This is a genomic window from Undibacterium sp. (assembly GCF_030683615.1).
Classification (GTDB): domain Bacteria; phylum Pseudomonadota; class Gammaproteobacteria; order Burkholderiales; family Burkholderiaceae_D; genus Undibacterium; species Undibacterium umbellatum.
Genome location: NZ_JAUXQE010000043.1, coordinates 175,071 through 191,571, shown reverse-complemented (window position 1 = coordinate 191,571; position 16,501 = coordinate 175,071). Strand labels below are relative to the sequence as shown.

Genomic DNA, 16,501 nt, shown 5'->3' with positions numbered 1-16,501 from the left:
TAGCCATGCTGGGAGCGGCTGGCCATTTTTGCAAGCTGCTTTGTGGCTGGAAATGCCAGCGTGCTTCTTTTTCTGCTGCGGACAGAGGGACAGGTCGCTCGGCCTGCTGAGGGGCGATCGATTGTAAGATAGGCCAGTTTTCTTGCGATTCATTGGCATCGTCCTGGTGTTCCATTATTACTTCTTCACTCCCTTAATAAGCTGGGTCGCGGCGTCGACTGAGTGCCAATTCCAGAGTGCCAATTTATTTTATCAATCATTCAGGACGCAACATAGGAATAATTTAAAGCGCGTGGTCTGGAATTCATTTGATCACACTGGCTGGCAGGCGGCAAAGCCTCACATCGCTGATGGTAAATCCCGTAGTTTCACCTGGCCATATCTTCAGGCCTGTATAAGCTTTACTACCTGCCGGCAGGGCTATTTTCAAGGTGTGCGGATTGCCGTCAGGATTGATGGTCAGGCTCCATTTGCGGGCGCTGAGTTCGCCTTTCATGGCTTCCAGGTTCAGGGTTTGACCAGCCTTGCTACTGATATTGGCTTGCAAATAATCCTGCGCATCTGTGGCCTGGTTGAATTCCAGAGCGACAGTATCCGCGGCTGATGTCCTGGAAAATTGTGCACGCTGGGTTTCGCGGGCACTTGGGCTAAGGAATTTGACACTGGCTGCACCAGAGCGGCATTGTGTTTGTGCCATGACAGAGACACGCTGCAACCATTCCTGGTTGTCGCTGCGGTAGCGCGCTTCACGATACAGGAAGGCGGGCGGGGCGCGCATATCCCTTTCCGGCATTTCCCAAATCAGGAATTTGGGTGGTGTATTTTGAAAAGCATCATCCCGCAGATAGCTTTCCATACCTACCCAGGCGCCCTGGTCGGCACCAACAGCAATTGCCAGGACATCTTTTTGCAAAGTATATTTCAAGAACTCAGGGAAGCGTGTCCACGGTTTTGAATAGCTGCTGCCTACCAGGCTGATCATGGGCAGGGCTGCATCTCCCAGCAAGTTGCTGCCCGTGGCAGTTTTGGTGATCTCGGCATCCAGCACATATTCTGGCGCATAGGTGGGTGCACCTTTGGGAAGTTGCATGACCAAGTCACGCGAGACAGTGGCGATGGCTTGTTCAGACCAGCGCATGGTGTATTTTTCTACTGGTATCTGGCGTAGCTGGGCTTTCATGCTGGCATCCGCTTCCATACTGCTGGCTACGGTTTCTGCCGCCAGCAGTGCTCCTGTCGGCGTCCAGTGGCTATCGAGGCGAAAGTAAAGATGTTTATCAGGGTGATTCTTTGCACCCTGCAAAAAACTGCTATTCAAGTCGACGACTTTCACTCCGGCAGAACTCAGGGCCTGTGCCATGCGCTGATAATTTCCTGCCATATAGGGATTGAGCTTGTATTGCTCAGTCACATGGGCCTGATAGATGCGTGCCTTCAGCGGCACCATCGCCACTACCAGTGTTATGCCATTGTCCTGCAATGCTTTACTGAAGGATTTAATTAACTCCACAGAGGTATTGGTGGCTGCCAGGTCGGCACTATTTGCCCATTCATGGCGATAAAACAGCCAGTCGTTTTTTCCCGCGATGGCGGCGGCTTCTTCGGCATGGGCAGGTATGATGCCCAGGAAAATTGCTGAAGTTGCCAGGGATGCCAGTGTTGCCAGAGCGCGGCCAGGCAGACGTAAAGTTGTATGGAATATGATGTTGCTCCTTGGTCGTGCAGGCTGAATGTCAAATAATCAACTGCATTGGTTGTATTGGGTGTCGCTGCTCATTTGGCGGCGCGCGATTCCAGAGTATTTTTTGTAAATCGTGCTTGCAGTGCAGAATTGGCATCCATAGTTAACAGCAAACTGTAATTGTCGCCACGTTCCAGCACAAGTGCGGCGCGTGCCTGCTGCAAAGCTGGGCTGCTACATTCACCCATGCCAGCAGGCTGGTTGGCTGATGGGCATGTCAGTAATTCCACTTTGATGGGATTGACGGCCAGGCTATGGCTGCTGGATGGCGCAAGCGCACGAAATACATTGGTCTTGCCGTCGGCCGTACTGATATTGACTGGCCCCAGTTTATCGGCCAGGTGATAAACCGTGAGCCTGGCTTTCATCCGGTTCAAGTCAGCCTTGTCGTCAAATACAATGGGCTTAACTTGCTTTTGCATGTCGACAAATGCAAGCGTCACTACTTGAGTTGCACCTACTTCAAGACGGCTAGCCGTGATTTTTTTTGAGGCCTGATGTGCCTGTAATTGAATTTCATGCGGACCTGAGCGCAAGATCAGGTAATCGCCAAACTGCCCTTGCTTCAAGCCGGATTGACGCATTTTCCCATCCACCAGCACATCGATCTTTTCATTGGGGTTGAGATGGACGATGCGGACGTAGGCGGCGTCAGCAGGTGGTTCTGGCTCGTATAGAACCCCGGTAGACTGCGCCGCCGAGGTACCAGGCATTACCAAACTCAGAAAAAAAACAAACATGGCAAGCAGCGGCAATCTGGCCGCAGACAAGCGGGCAAGTCGACATCTGGCCTGCAGACCTGTATAAATGGGCAAATGCACTATGAACTTTTCCTGGGTATTGAAATCACATCGACGCCTTGCCAGGCGGCACGGGGAACTCACATGAACTTCGCTTGCATAAAAATTAATTAACAAAAATTCATTTATTTCAAGCCTTAGTTGAAAATGTAACATGTTAAAATCATTGGGTAGTGACAATCCCACTCATATTGACTAATTGCTTGAGCAAAATGTTTTGCTATTTAAACAAAGGCGTCCGCTATTATGCATGAGACCCCCGTCCTTGCCAACGCCAGACTAAGTATCCCTGGCCTCCCCAGCCTGACAGATCAGATGCTGAGCGGTGGCTTGTATGCGCTGATTGCAGAAATGCCTCCGGCCCGCGTTCCTGTGCTTGCCAGCAGCTTGCAATATGCATCGAGCAAGCAGCAAAATTGTACCGTCATATTACCTTCGCATCCTGAGGCATTTCTTGAGCGTATTGATGCACTGGGTGTCTACGATACCAGCAAGGCATTGGAGAGTGGCAAGCTGCAGATCTTTTTGCGCCAGGATAATTTTGCAAAAAACATGTTCCGTTTCGGCGCTGAACGCTTCGCCAAAGAACTCGATTATTTTGGTATCCCGGATGACAGCTACCTGATCTTTGATCAGGCAGATGAATTATTCAGCCTGCACGATTTATCCCTGGCGATGGAGCAGGTCGAAGCCCTGCGTCTTTGGTTCGGCAAGCACAGAGTGACAGCCTTGCTGGTTTTTTCACGCCTGAGTGGCAATAGTGCCGAGACTTTGCAAGCCATGATGGACCAACTCTCAGGCATAGTTCGGATCAGTAGTGGCCGCCCAGGGCTGGAACTGACTTTCGATTACTGGCAGTCGCCTGAAGGCACCATCGCCGCACGTCAGTATCCCTTGCTGACGCTTGACAATGGCATGTACAAAATTGGCGCACGTGCGGCTGAAGAAATGGCCGAACAGTTGGCTGAAGTGCAGCAGCATGGTCCGGAAAAATTCTTTTACATGGATGAAGACCTTGCCAGCCTTGCCAATGAATTGCCAGGCAACTGGCAACTGGTGAGCAGCTTGATAGGCATGATGCATGCCACCCGTGGTTTGCAGGCGGCAACTGTGGTGCTCAGCTTCCAGCGCGACACGGGCTTGCGTGAACTTGCCGAGACCGTCCATACCCTGCGCATGAGCCTGGGAAAAAAAGCCCATATCGTGATACGTGAAAAGCAGGCTTCGCTACGCTATCAGAATGAAGCACTATTGCTACGCCTGGGCGTCAACCTTGTGATACACCGCGACATTCCGGAAAACCGCTTGCCCTTGTTGCTGGAGTCACTCAAAGGGCAAAGCTTTGACCGCAATGTGGATATCGATTTTGAAGTTGCCCTGGCCAGTGTCATACCTTCTGGCTTGCGTGGCTATTTGTTGCCACCGCGTTTTGCCAGAGAAGCAGGCATCATCATGGAGCGCGGCACCGCCCTGAACATCCCTTGTGTGCTGGTGATTGGTGAACTGGTCGAGGGCACCAGCTTCCCTGATATCCTGGCCCGCATCAGCATCTCCCGCCCTGGCGATCTTTTATCCAGCGATGGCAAGGCATGCTATTTGTTTTTTAATGCCTGCCCTGAATCTGCCTTGCAATTGACACTTGAACGCATACTTGGTGCTGCAGCAGGCACTGCCTTTCGTCAAGTAAGTTATTTGATAGACCGACAGGATATAGCCCTGGCTCTAGCCAATCTGGTGCATGCAGCCAGGAATGCAGAACTACCTGATTATTTAAACCGGAACCTTGAGCCGGCTGCAATCGAAGCACTGGCAGAGCCCGCTACAGAGAATGAAAATTTTCCATATCAGTCCCAATTCCACCATCCAGCAGAGCAAGTTGCTACGCCAGTTGTTGTGCATGTAAAAAAGCAATTCGAGGATGAACTGCATGAGCACAATGCAGATGTAGTCTCTTTCGTGATAGAAGAAGAGCAAGATTATTCCAGCGATGACGAAGATGAATTCAAATTCAATCCGGTAGCTGACGACAGTGCCACTCGGGCGGCCAAGCAGGTATTTGGCAAGCAACCAGCACCCAGGGCTACCCGAGCCACTTATAAGCAACAAGCAGGCTGATGCACGCATCGGCTGATATTCAATAAAAGAGTTTATGCGTATTTACCCATTGAGCAAGAAAGCATTGCAGTCCCTCTCTTTAGCATTGATCATTTCAGTGTCGAACTATGGTGCATCAGCCCAGGCGGCTGATGCACCGGTAATAGTGCTGAGTCCAGCCCAGCAACACGTCCTGGATTTGAGCGTCGCCCAGGATTATCAGGCAGCTGGCACCAAGGGACTGGAGTTGCTGGAAAGAGAAAAAGCCGATCCTGGTCTGCGTTTGGTCATCGCCAATAGCCTGGCCTGGTCGGGTCGCATGCGCAAGGCAGAATTGCAATACAAGGTTCTTTCCAATAGCAAGGTCCGCAAAGATGCACGTACAGGTCTGGCAAATCTGTATCGCTGGAAAGGGCGTGATGATGAAGCCTTGCCACTCTATCAAACGGTATTGGCAGAAGATCCGCAGCACGCCGGTGCCAATGAAGGCCTGATGTATGCAAAACGTGAATTGAATCCGCGTACCTTTGTTAGCGCAGGGGCAGCACAAGATTCTGGTGATGCCAAACGCCGTGAACTGAGCATCAGCCAGCGTTGGCGCGATGATACTGGCCGCCATATTTTTGAAGTCAGCAGCAGTGGCACCCGCGATGAATTACCTGTCACCACAGCAAAGCAGGGTGAAGTGGGTTTTGCCTATCAAAACCTGAACCTGCCGCTGGAGCCACGTCTGGCACTGGAGGCGCAGGCAAAACCTAAAGGCGATTTATTCGGTAGCCTCAAATTGAAAATCGATGAGGGTCGCTTCCTGATTGATGTAGGTCGCACCAACTGGGGCAAGTCTGCCTTCAATGCACGCGCTCTGGAAGATGGTTTGAACGCAGCGCACATAGGGCTGGATGCCAATCTGCATTTTGACAGCGGCCAATTTACTGAGCACATCGATATTTTTCGCGTCTCTGACAGTAACGTCATACTGACCAGTCGCAGTAATTTCATCCCCTCATGGCGACCTTTTGGCCATCGCATTAAACCCTTTGTCGGCATAGAAACTCGTGATGTGCGCTTTTATTCGAATAAATACTGGTCGCCTGAGGATGGTTTTGGTACGGCCTATGTCGGTTTGCAAGGGGAATGGGCGAATGAAAACTGGAGCCTGTATGGCAGCGGCCAGGTCGGTACGCGCCTGTATGGCGAAGCAGGCAGTAACTGGAGTCTGGGCATGGGCGGCAAGCTCTGGCTGGATAAAAACCTGGCGGTAGGTGTCAATCTCTGGTCCATGGCCAGCCGCCGTGACAATGCCCGCTATCGCGCAAAATCGTTTTCCGTAAATCTGGAGAAGCTTTGGGATTGAGGCAAATCTATAGCTACCTGCTTGCTGCGACCTCGATTGCAGGAGTGGTCTATCTTTTCGTCATCAGCTTTGGTGGTATCCGGGAATTTGATCTGGGCAAGTTCAGCATCCTGTTTGAAAACCTGTTTCTCAGCGTAGTCTCGGCCTATCTGTTGTTTTTCCTGGCGCTACTGGTACTCAGGTATGCCATGCTCATCTTGTATTCATTCATGGAGCATCTGGAAAACATGATGAAGCGCCGCCAGGAGCCGGAAAGCAATTTTCATGATGATGCTTCGCTGCCCATGATCACCTTGGTGGTGCCCGCCTATAATGAAGGACCAGTGATACAGCAAGCCTTGCGTTCCCTGCTGTTGCTGGATTATCCCAATTACGAAATCCTGGTCATCGATGATGGTTCCAGTGATGACACCTATGAAAAAGCCCTGGCAGTGGCGCGCGAAGATCATCAGGTCACGGTGCGTGTCATTACCAAGAAGAATGGTGGCAAGGCCGATGCTCTGAATACCGGCATGAGTGCCGCACGCGGTGAATTCATTCTGAATATGGATGGTGATACCAAGCTCTCACGCAATACCTTGCGGGCATGCATACGCCATTTTGATGATCCGAGAGTTGGCGCGGTTGCCGGCAACGTCAAGGTACTCAATCGCGAGAATCTCCTGACCAGGGTGCAGGCGCTGGAATATGTCGAGGGACTGGCGATGGCACGCAAGGCGCAAAGCTTCATGCGCGCAGTCAATATCATACCGGGGCCGCTGGGCATGTTCAGGAAGAGCGTCCTGCAGCAGGCAGGTGGTTATGACCATGACACCTTTGCCGAAGACTGCGACCTGACCCTGAAGCTGCTCATGCGCGGCTGGCATATCGCCTATGAACCCACAGCCATCGCCTGGGTGGAAACCCCCAGCCGTCTGCTGGACTTGCTGAAGCAGCGCTATCGCTGGACACGTGGCATCTTGCAGGCCACCCGCAAGCACAGCTCGGCCCTGTGGAATCCGCGCCGTGCCGGCATTAATTTCTTCATTTTATGGTACATGCTGTTTGAAGGCATCATGTGGCCGTTTTCCACTGTATTGGGCAATCTGTTTTTTGTCTATGTAGGCCTGCAATATGGGGTGGTTATCTTTCTGTTTTACTGGTGGTTGCAACTGACGATACTTGATATTGTCGCTGCCACCTATTGTGTCATCGTGGAAGAAGAAGATCCTTCCCTGATTTTTTATGCCGTCGTGTTCAGGTTGTTCTACATTACGATTATTGATATTTCCAAGGTATTTGCCACCATAGAAGAATGGCGTGGCACGGCAATGACCTGGGGCAAGCTGCAAAGAGAAGGCAAGCTTTGATATGGACCTGATTTCTATACTGGCAACCGTGATACTGATCACCACCATAGGCACGCTGGTGGTCGGTGTTGCCGCTTATATTGCCTTCAAATTGCGCGATAAGCGCAAGCCAAAACGTAAAGACCCCACAGCAGAAGAGCATGGCGAAATGCAGCCAATTTTCCTGAAGCGCTATGTGCCTGGCAAGCAGGCAAATGCTTCATCAGCAGATAAACCGTCTTAGCTATTTGTGCAGTTATTGTAGATATTGTAGTTTCCACCCGTTTCACTGGTTCAAATTTTCATGCAAACAGAAGACCCTGGCGGTTTTGAAAACCGGCCTGCTTACCGCCGCATAGGTATTTATCTATTGGCTTTGATCGTGCTGGGCATGGCGGTATCCGTGTTTGCCTACCTGTCATCCATGCAGGTGCTGGGCTGGCAAATGCCGGAATTCAATCTGCAAACTCCTTTCAAGTCTGCTGGCGGGGTTAATTCCACGCCCGCATCCAAGGGTTTGTACTTGTATGCCTCACCGAATACCCGCAGTTATTTTGCCTCCATAGGCGGCAACTATGATCGCTTGTTAACTCCCTGGCGTGCCTATGCCAAGCAGCGCCAGCTCAGCTTCAAAGAAATTTCTGACCCGCAAGAGCTAAGCAATATCAAGGATGGCGTGCTGGTACTGGCATCAGCAGTAGCACTCAGTGAGCAAGAGCGCACCAGCTTGCAGGAATATCGCGCCCGTGGCGGCGCTCTTTTGGCAACTTGGGCCACTGGCACTCGCAATGAAAAAGGTGAATGGGCAGGCTGGCAATTCCTGGAAGCCATGGGTGCGACTTCCAAAGGAGAAATCGCGCTTGAATCCAAAGCCAGATTCCTCATCCTGAATGGCGAGACTCCATTGACACATAGCCAGCCTGCCGGTCAGCGCATCTGGTTGGGGAATGCATCGGAAAGCCTGTTGCGTTTTAGCGGGGAGGGCGCAGCCAGCATTATGGACTGGGCCAGAGTGCAAGAGCCGGAAAGGAAAAATGAATCTGCCGTGCTATACGCAGAACCCAGCGCCGATAGCGGCCGCAGCGCCGTGTTTGCATTTGCCGAATCAGCCTGGGAATCACAGCCTTATCCCATTTACAGCCTGGTCGATGACACCCTGAGCTGGTTGCAGAGAAGACCGGCACTGTTGCGCGCTGCCTGGCCAGAAGGAAAATATGCGGCGCAAATTATTGAGATGGATACTGAAGAAGGCTTTGCCAATGCCTTGCGTTTTGCATCCCTGATACGCAGCATCAATTACCGCGGCAGTTTTTATGTGCTGACTTCTGTGGCAAAACAATTCCCTGCAGAGATGAAACAGTTGGCGCGTGAGTATGATATCGGTTATCACGGCGATACCCATATCAGCTTCAAAGAGCAGGGCCTGAATGAGCAGGAAAAACGCATCAATGCCATGCGAGAAGATTTGAAATCCATCTTGCCTGATCTGTCTGCCATCACCGGTTTTCGCGCACCTCTGGAGGGCTATGACCAAACTACACAGTCGCTCTTGCAAAAAAATGGTTTCCTGCACCATGTGACCGATCCCAATAGCAGCGAAGGCCGCTTGCCAGTTTTTGTCAAGATTGATGGTATTAGCCAGGACAAGGCCATGATCTTGTTACCCCGCACTCAGCGTGACGACCTCAATTTGAACAAGGAACAACTTGACCTTGAGCAAACCAGGCAGGCACTGATCAGCGATGCAGAAACCAGCAAGCAAATGGGCGCGCTGGGCTTGCTCAGTGTGCATAGCCAGAGTTTTGAAGAAAACAGTTTGCTGACGCAGGCCTTCCCGGCGTATCTGGCGTATCTGAAGGCAAATAGAAATACTGTCTGGCTGGCATCATCTTCACAAGTTGCTGACTGGTGGCATGAGCGTGATAGATTGAAATTATCTTCCAGCATTGCAGGAAAACGTATTGAATTCGATATGACTGTCACGGGCAAAAAGCCGCTGGCAAATGCCAGCCTGATTTTGATGTTGCCACAAAAATCCCAATTGCCAAATGTATTGGGATTAAAGATAGGCATGCCGAAAGCCACAGTAAAACGCATCGATGATTTTCGCGCTGCTATCGTTTTTGAAACGCTGGAGCCTGGCAATTATGCTTACCAGGCGGTTTTTAACTAGAATCCCTGGTTCTAGTTCCGGCTTGCCAGCCAGTCTGCCAGATGCTGGATATCGCGGCTGGCTTGCGCATGAGGGTCGTATTGCAAGACTGATCTTTCATAAGCCAGGGCTTCAGGCACCAATGCATCTCTGTGGATGACCATAGGGGCCATCTTGCTGCCATAGCTATCCATCATGGCGGCCCTGACTTGTTGTGCCAGTTCGCTGTCTTCCTGCATCTGGTTCAGTAATATGTGAGTAGTTGCCATTCTGTTCGCAGGATCTTTTTTGTATTCTGCCAGCAATTTTAAAATCTTCCTGAGGCTGGAGTACGAGGCCGCGTCTGTCAGTACCACGATTAGTGCCCTGGCTGCAGCGTTCAAGGCTTGCGGCAAATATACCGTGGCACCAGGCGGCGTATCGAGCAGGATGTAGTCATAGTCAATACTTTGCAGGCCCTGCAGCGCCGTTGCCACCCAGGTTGGTCTTGCTTCCAGGCCAGCTTCAAATTCCAGCAATTCTTCTTCAGTGACACGTCCAAAAGGGATGAAGTCGACGCCGAAGGGGCTTTCAAAAATCACTTCAGGGAAGATGCCTTCGCGGACCAGGCCAGCATCATCATAGGGATCCATGCCCAGATGATGGCGCACTGCATTTTGCGGATCAAGATCAATGACCAGTACCCGCTTGTTGCGCTGGCTGAGTGCGATGGCGAGATTACTAGTCAGCGTGGTCTTGCCGACACCGCCTTTGCCGGAAATGAGAGAGATTACTTGCATGATTCTTTTTATCTGACAGGCGGGTACTGTTTTTTGTAGGAGCAGGGATGTGATGGCTTTAGTTGGCTATGTAGGCTCCACAAGCGCGACAGGCAGTTTACCCGCATTTGCCTGCTTTGATAAGCCCAAAGCCTGTTGATAGCGTGATCAGGGATGAATGGCACTAGCGTCAGAAAATTGCTTGCGATAATTGCCCGGACTATTTGCCACGATGCGACGAAAATGGCGGCGCAGTGATTCTTCTGAGCCAAAGCCAGCCAATTCGGCAACTTGTGGCAGGCTGGTGCTGGGGGATTCCAGTAATTCCTTGGCGATGGCAACCCGTTCACGTATCAGCCATTCACCGGGGGCCAGGCCTGTACTGTCCTTGAAGTGACGTTGCAGGGTGCGGGTACTCATCGCCGCTTTTTCTGCCATTGATGCCAGATTATGCGGCAGGGCAGGGTGGGCCCTGATCCAGTCCATCAGTTTGGCCAGGCGTGCATGTTCATCGCTGGGCATGGGGCGGGGGACAAATTGTGCCTGGCCGCCTTCACGGTGTGGTGGCACGACCAGACGCTGTGCTACCAGGTTGGCCACTTTGGCACCATGATCCTTGCGTACCAGATGCAGCAACATGTCGAGACCCGCAGCAGAACCGGCAGAAGTCATGATCTGGCCCTGGTCCACATACAATGCATTGGTCTGCACTTGGATATGAGGATAACGCTTGAGCAATTTTTCTGCGTAACGCCAGTGTGTGGTGACGGTTTTGCCATCCAGTACGCCTGCCGCTGCCAAAATGAATACACCAGAGCAGATGCTGCAAATGCGGGTGCCGCGCGCATGGGCATTACGGATTTTTTCGAGTAAGGCGGTTGGTGGCATTTCATCGGCATCGCGCCAGCCGGGGATGATGATGGTATCTGCCTTATCCAGCATCTCCAGGTCATGCGGCACTTCTACAGTGATGCCACCTGCGGCCCGTAATTTGCCGGTTTCCGCAGCGCAAACAGCAAAGCCATACCAGTCCACGCCCAGTTCAGGGCGGTGCAGGGCGAATAATTCTACCGTGCAGCCAAATTCAAAGGTGCACAGTTGGTCATAGACAAGGGCGACAACGAGATGAGATTTCATGGCAAGATCTTACCGTAAACACGTATTGCGACATAAATTGTTTACTCGCGCATCCAGTCACGCAATTCATAATACCAATAGGCGCATTGCGCAGCCATTAGTCCCAGCTTGCCAAAACTGGGTGGCAAACCATACTGATTCAGCCCGTCTGGCAAGGGCTGCTGGTTGGCTATCGCTTGAGCAACTACCTCGCCTGCCAGGGTAGTTGGTGCCACACCGTGACCACCAAAACCCATGGCATACCATACCCCATTTGGCAGGCAACCAATTTGCGGCATCTTGTGCTGGGCATAACTCATCAGGCCGCTCCAGGCATACTCCACTTTGCTGCCAGCCAGTTGTGGATACACTTTCAGCATGTCTTTGTATAACAGTGCGGCAACTTCGGCGGGCTGTCTTTCACGGATGGAAATGCGGCCACCCCACAGCAGGCGGCTATCAGCCAATGGCCGGTAATAATCGAAAGCAAAGCGAGTGTCATACACGGCCGCTGCAGTTTGCATGGCAGTGGCCAATTTGTTCTCTAGTTTCTCTGTTGCCATGACATAGGTGGCGATAGGCAACACCGAGCGTGCCAGTTGCGGATACAGGCTTTCTATATAGCCGCCGCAACAGACCACCACATGTCTGGCTTTCACCGTGCCATTTTTGGTACGCACCAGTTTTTCAGCGCTGTCGGTTTCAATGGCGCTGACACGGCTTTGTTCAAATACACGCACAGCTTGTGAACTCAATACCCTGGACAAAGCCTGTGCATACTTAAGCGGGTGAAAATGAAAGGCATTTTTTTCATGCAAGGCACCAAAATATCTTTCACTGTGTAAGGCTGCACGGGTTTGCTCGCGCGACCAGGGCGTCCAGTCGACCTCAAATTCACGCAACATGAATTCTCTTTGATCCTGCAATTTTCGGGCATCATCAAACCAGTTAGCCAGCACTACGCCGCTTTCGTTGATGTCGCAATCCATGTCATATTGCTTAATACGCTGGCGTATCAAGGCGACCGCATCCAGCGTCAACTGATACAAGCGGCGGGCAGATTCGCGGCCCACTTGTTTGATCAGGTCAGCATTGTCGAGGCTGAAGCCGCCAAACACAAAACCACCATTGCGGCCTGATGCGCCATGTCCAATTTGTTCTGCTTCCAGCAAGACAATATTGCTGACACCACGTTCCACCAAGCCCAGCGCTGTGGCAAGCCCGGCAAAGCCGCCACCGATGATGCAGACTTCACATTCCAGATCTTCTTGCAAATGGGGGTAATCAGCAGACGGGGCTGTCGCCTGATAAAAAGTATGCGTCAGATTTTCTTGGGGAATCATGGCCTGGATAAAGCGACTAAAAGCCGCCAAGTTACACGTAACAACATATAGCTGGCAAGTCTGTTCTTTCGGTATGAGGGGGGGGATTACTTTACATTTGCTGTGGTGCCAATTACACTGTGCCATCACAATTCCCAAATCCTAGACATCAACTTACTAAAGCTACTACAGCCTCCAACTGCGTGTGCAGGCCTGCTTACGGGATTTTGATGAAACTGAAAAATAAGCCCGGATTACCCCATGCGTAAATTGCCCGCACGCTATGCCGGATTGGTCATGCCTTTCCTCTTGTCGATATTGATGACCTTTATCGTGTCACTGATCAGCACCTTGCGCAGTGTAGGCCTGGTTGATCATTTCCTGCCGATCTGGATGGGCTCCTGGGCTTTGTCCTGGATGGTGGCATTTCCTACTTTGCTGCTGGTTTTGCCTTTGGTCAGGCGCATGACCAGCTTGCTGGTCGAGGCACCACGCTAAATCTTCATCGGACAGTTTGATACATCAGGCATTTCTTACTGAACGGCCAGATGCAAGTGCCTGTCGAGTCAGGTAGATGAGTAACATCTGCTTACAAGTCATTACCATTTGTCACGAATGTGGCATTGTGAACTTCATATTATTGCTTCTTGTAAACAGTTTCATCGCTAGTGCAGAGCTGCAAAGGCTCTCACCAGCTTAATTCGCAATAATGAACACCGCATTTCTCAAGGTAGTAAAGGATCGCCAACTGGCTCATGAACTGAGACAGATTGCCGATGACTTTGAAACTATCGATTTTTTCCAACAATACGGTAGCTGCTGTTTTGCCATGTCAGCCATGCTGACACAGTTGCTGACAGAAAAAGGTTATCGCGCCAGAGTGCAAGGCTGCTATGCCGAAATCAAGCAAGACAATAATATTTTCTATGTAGGCTACAAAGGCTATGTTCAGGACAAGCAAAAGGAAGGCCATGCAGTCTGCATTGTGGAAGAGCAATATCTGATTGATTTTGGTTTAGGGGCTTTAAGAAAATTCCATGATAAAGATTTTAGCCATGCACTGGCTTGTGAAATCTTAGGCTTCAATACTGTCCTGGGTGATCTTGATCTTGACAGTGGCGCCAACATTAGCTGGCGCATAGACTGGATTTCACCCATGGTGGAACTGGAATTGCAGGCTCAGGTAGTGGCAGTAGAGCGAATACTAAATGATTATTACGATTTCCAGAAAAATCGCATGGCTTACTTGATCAAGAAATTATTTGTAAGCAAAAATGACGCACCGCCCGATGCCACGCTGGCTATATTCAAAGCCATGAGGGAAATTAAAATGTGCGACATAGAACTGCTGGAGCTGGTTGAATAGTTTGGCACTATTTAATTTCCAGTTTTTTCTGCGCAGCCAAAGCCTTGCTTTCTTTTTTCAGGGCTTTGGATACCGGGCATACTGCCTGCATAAACGAGGCCAGGGTATTGGCCAGGTTATCTCCCTGCAAGCGATAAAAAACAAATTGCCCTCGCTTGTCGCTGACGATTAGTCCTGCCGACTCCAGTATCCGCAAATGCTTGGACAATGAAGGCTTGGTCATCTCGAAACGCGCAGCAATGTCACCGGCAGACAATTCAGTCTCCGATAAATAAGCCAGAATTTTCCTGCGTGGCGTGGATGCCAGGGCTTCAAAAACTTTTTCCATATTCAGTAAATTAAAACAGATATTCCATCATAGCACTTAGCATGAAATCGGTGAAGTTAATTAGATAATTAGGCATTTAGCTAAATATAGTTTATGCTTGTTTCATGAGTTTTACATTGATGAGTTAGACATCATGGATGCCGAGAAAAACATAACAGCGACTACCACGGTTTACTACAACAGTGCTTGCCCAGTCTGCGATGCTGGCATACGCGACCAGCGTCAGCGCATGCAGACATGTCAGATTAACTGGGTCGATGTTCATACCCAACCAGAGGCAATCAACGAAATCAATATTGAACTGGAGGTCGTGCGTGAGCGCCTGCATGTGCGAAATGCCAATGGCGAGATATTGGTGGGTGAGCAGGCATTGGCCGCAATCTGGACGCAGACCAAAGGCAGACGCTGGCTGGCCTGGCTGACATTGCGACTCAGCTTCTTTACCCGGCCCATGTACAACTTTGTCGCCAGACAGCTCTACCGCTGGAATCGCAGGCGCGGCCACTGGTAGATAACAAAATTCATTTCCCCGTGGAGAACACGATGAACACAATCGACATCATGGAAAACAACGCAGATCCCGCCGAATTGGCGCGCTTCAATAAGCTGGCAAGTCGCTGGTGGGACGAAAATTCAGAGTTCAAACCCCTGCACAGGATAAATCCGCACCGGCTTGAATGGATAAACAGCCTTGCACAGCTTTCTGGGAAACAGGTGCTGGATGTAGGTTGTGGCGGTGGCATACTGGCAGAATCCATGGCACGCAAGGGTGCGCAAGTCACTGGCATAGACCTGGCGGACAAGCCGCTGCAGATAGCACAATGGCATGCGCAAGGCCAGGACGTGGATGTGTGCTACGCCAAAAGCAGTGCAGAAACCTGGGCGCAACAGCATGCGGGGCAATATGATCTCATCACCTGCATGGAAATGCTGGAACATGTACCATCTCCGGCAGCCGTCATTCAGGCTTGTGCCGATATGGTGAAACCTGGTGGTTGGGTATTTTTTTCCACGATTAACCGCAATCCGCTCAGTTATGTGCTGGCAATAGTAGCAGTTGAATATATCTTGCGCATACTGCCACGCGGCACGCATCAACATGCGCGCTTTATCAAACCTGCGGAGTTACTGGACATGGCAAATACGTCTGGTCTGGTCCTGCACGAGCAGCGTGGCCTGGGCTACAACCCATTGACGCAAACCTTCCGTCTGCATGGATTTATGGGCGTCGGTTATTTGCTGGCTATGCAGAAGCCATTGCAGGTTTCAGGTCCAACAAGCCAGAGTAGCTGAACAGCTCACCGAGACCAGGCATGACACAGCCCACATAAAAGGCATAGCGCCCGTCTTCTATGCATTTGTAGGCTTTCGATTGCGGGAACAGTCGCACCGGTATTGGTACACCATGCAAGCTGGCCCCGAGTATGCGCCAATTCCAGCCCCCGCCTTTGAGGATATCGACTGTCAGCCGGAAATGCATGAGCCCGGTACTCTCCTGCCAATAGCCGTGTGGATAATGACCGTACGGCACAAATTCAGACACCAGGTCTTGCGAAGCACCGTCAGGCCCGATGAATTGCCTGGCCCAGACCAGTTTGCCTGCTTGATGGCTGATGCTGACTTTATAGCCAGTTTGCACATTCCGGGTCGGCACCCCTAGTTTTTTTGCCAGCCTACGGCCCAGGAAGCCAGCCAGGCCCTTGCCCAGTGTGATATCGATCTCGCCTTCCAGTGTGCCACCCTGGATATGCAATTGCTGTAAAAGGGGATGCAAGTCTTGAAAAGCGTCGCCAAACCAGGCTTGTGTCGAGTTTATTTTGGGATTAGGGGTAAGGTTTTCTGTCAGCATGCGGCTATTGTAAATCTGAAATCAAAAAACCGTATTTCTTCATCAGGATGCCTACATTTGCTTTTTCTTGCACCGTAAATTGTGGCCTGATCTGGCAAAACCGATGTTCTGCTTCTTTTTTGCCCTCTCTGGCATTAAAATCCCGCACCAAACACATATTTTGCAGATGCCTTTAGCGCCATACATGCAGGCGCTGCTACAAGAAAGTACAAGACATGGTTTTTAGTACGGTTACCTTTTTATTTTATTTCTTACCGATATTCATCGTCTTGTACTTTGCGCTGCCATTTCGC

General features: G+C 50.9%; 16 protein-coding genes. 9 read left to right on the top strand and 7 right to left on the bottom strand.

Annotated features, from left to right (window positions below):
- Nucleotides 1–304: 304 nt before the first annotated feature.
- On the bottom strand, nucleotides 305–1,588 hold the full coding sequence (locus tag Q8K39_RS24040) for a hypothetical protein (RefSeq protein ID WP_305263663.1): 1,284 nt from the start codon (nucleotides 1,586–1,588) through the stop codon (nucleotides 305–307).
- A 185-nt stretch (nucleotides 1,589–1,773) separates the two neighbouring features.
- Nucleotides 1,774–2,454 carry a DUF4397 domain-containing protein gene (locus tag Q8K39_RS24035; protein ID WP_305263661.1) on the bottom strand — a complete coding sequence of 227 codons (681 nt, stop codon included), beginning with the start codon at nucleotides 2,452–2,454 and terminating at the stop codon, nucleotides 1,774–1,776.
- 333 nt (nucleotides 2,455–2,787) lie between these two features.
- Between Q8K39_RS24035 and Q8K39_RS24030 the strand changes: the two genes are divergently transcribed.
- From Q8K39_RS24030 to Q8K39_RS24010, 5 genes are read left to right on the top strand one after another with little or no spacing between them, the layout of a single operon-like run.
- Nucleotides 2,788–4,656: a BcsE family c-di-GMP-binding protein gene (locus Q8K39_RS24030; RefSeq protein ID WP_305263660.1), complete on the top strand. Its 1,869-nt coding sequence runs from the start codon at nucleotides 2,788–2,790 to the stop codon at nucleotides 4,654–4,656.
- A 34-nt stretch (nucleotides 4,657–4,690) separates the two neighbouring features.
- Nucleotides 4,691–5,989: a hypothetical protein gene (locus Q8K39_RS24025; protein ID WP_305263659.1), complete on the top strand. Its 1,299-nt coding sequence runs from the start codon at nucleotides 4,691–4,693 to the stop codon at nucleotides 5,987–5,989.
- The gene (locus tag Q8K39_RS24020; RefSeq protein WP_186952332.1) at nucleotides 5,980–7,338 is read left to right on the top strand and encodes a glycosyltransferase family 2 protein; all 1,359 of its coding nucleotides are present in this window, start codon (nucleotides 5,980–5,982) and stop codon (nucleotides 7,336–7,338) included. The genes Q8K39_RS24025 and Q8K39_RS24020 overlap by 10 nt, the downstream gene beginning before the upstream one ends.
- A gap of 1 nt (nucleotide 7,339) precedes the next feature.
- Nucleotides 7,340–7,561, top strand: coding sequence for a hypothetical protein (locus Q8K39_RS24015; protein ID WP_305263658.1), 222 nt, complete (start codon nucleotides 7,340–7,342; stop codon nucleotides 7,559–7,561).
- A gap of 60 nt (nucleotides 7,562–7,621) precedes the next feature.
- Nucleotides 7,622–9,490, top strand: coding sequence for a polysaccharide deacetylase family protein (locus Q8K39_RS24010; RefSeq protein ID WP_305263657.1), 1,869 nt, complete (start codon nucleotides 7,622–7,624; stop codon nucleotides 9,488–9,490).
- A gap of 11 nt (nucleotides 9,491–9,501) precedes the next feature.
- Here the strand turns inward: Q8K39_RS24010 and bcsQ are convergent, their stop codons facing one another.
- From bcsQ to Q8K39_RS23995, 3 genes are all read right to left on the bottom strand, one after another.
- Nucleotides 9,502–10,248, bottom strand: coding sequence for a cellulose biosynthesis protein BcsQ (gene bcsQ / locus Q8K39_RS24005; RefSeq protein WP_305263656.1), 747 nt, complete (start codon nucleotides 10,246–10,248; stop codon nucleotides 9,502–9,504).
- Between the two features lie 147 nt (nucleotides 10,249–10,395).
- Nucleotides 10,396–11,364, bottom strand: coding sequence for a transcriptional regulator FtrA (gene ftrA / locus Q8K39_RS24000; protein WP_305263655.1), 969 nt, complete (start codon nucleotides 11,362–11,364; stop codon nucleotides 10,396–10,398).
- A gap of 41 nt (nucleotides 11,365–11,405) precedes the next feature.
- Nucleotides 11,406–12,686: an FAD-binding oxidoreductase gene (locus Q8K39_RS23995; protein WP_305263654.1), complete on the bottom strand. Its 1,281-nt coding sequence runs from the start codon at nucleotides 12,684–12,686 to the stop codon at nucleotides 11,406–11,408.
- A gap of 240 nt (nucleotides 12,687–12,926) precedes the next feature.
- Between Q8K39_RS23995 and Q8K39_RS23990 the strand changes: the two genes are divergently transcribed.
- Together Q8K39_RS23990 and Q8K39_RS23985 are read left to right on the top strand one after the other, a co-directional pair.
- The gene (locus Q8K39_RS23990) at nucleotides 12,927–13,163 is read left to right on the top strand and encodes a DUF2798 domain-containing protein (protein WP_186952344.1); all 237 of its coding nucleotides are present in this window, start codon (nucleotides 12,927–12,929) and stop codon (nucleotides 13,161–13,163) included.
- A 211-nt stretch (nucleotides 13,164–13,374) separates the two neighbouring features.
- Nucleotides 13,375–14,031, top strand: a complete 657-nt coding sequence (locus Q8K39_RS23985; RefSeq protein ID WP_305263653.1) for a hypothetical protein — start codon at nucleotides 13,375–13,377, stop codon at nucleotides 14,029–14,031.
- Between the two features lie 7 nt (nucleotides 14,032–14,038).
- Here Q8K39_RS23985 and Q8K39_RS23980 read toward each other — a convergent pair whose 3' ends face one another.
- Complete coding sequence (locus tag Q8K39_RS23980) at nucleotides 14,039–14,359, bottom strand: metalloregulator ArsR/SmtB family transcription factor (RefSeq protein ID WP_186952347.1); 321 nt, start codon at nucleotides 14,357–14,359, stop codon at nucleotides 14,039–14,041.
- Nucleotides 14,360–14,492: 133 nt separating this feature from the next.
- Between Q8K39_RS23980 and Q8K39_RS23975 the strand changes: the two genes are divergently transcribed.
- Nucleotides 14,493–14,870 carry a DUF393 domain-containing protein gene (locus tag Q8K39_RS23975; protein ID WP_305263652.1) on the top strand — a complete coding sequence of 126 codons (378 nt, stop codon included), beginning with the start codon at nucleotides 14,493–14,495 and terminating at the stop codon, nucleotides 14,868–14,870.
- 32 nt (nucleotides 14,871–14,902) lie between these two features.
- Entirely contained in the window at nucleotides 14,903–15,652 is a 750-nt protein-coding gene (ubiG, locus tag Q8K39_RS23970; RefSeq protein ID WP_230413612.1) for a bifunctional 2-polyprenyl-6-hydroxyphenol methylase/3-demethylubiquinol 3-O-methyltransferase UbiG, read from the top strand.
- On the opposite strand, the gene Q8K39_RS23965 is transcribed toward ubiG, so the two are convergent.
- Nucleotides 15,603–16,208: a DUF4166 domain-containing protein gene (locus Q8K39_RS23965; protein ID WP_305263651.1), complete on the bottom strand. Its 606-nt coding sequence runs from the start codon at nucleotides 16,206–16,208 to the stop codon at nucleotides 15,603–15,605. The genes ubiG and Q8K39_RS23965 overlap by 50 nt on opposite strands.
- Nucleotides 16,209–16,501: the final 293 nt, after the last annotated feature.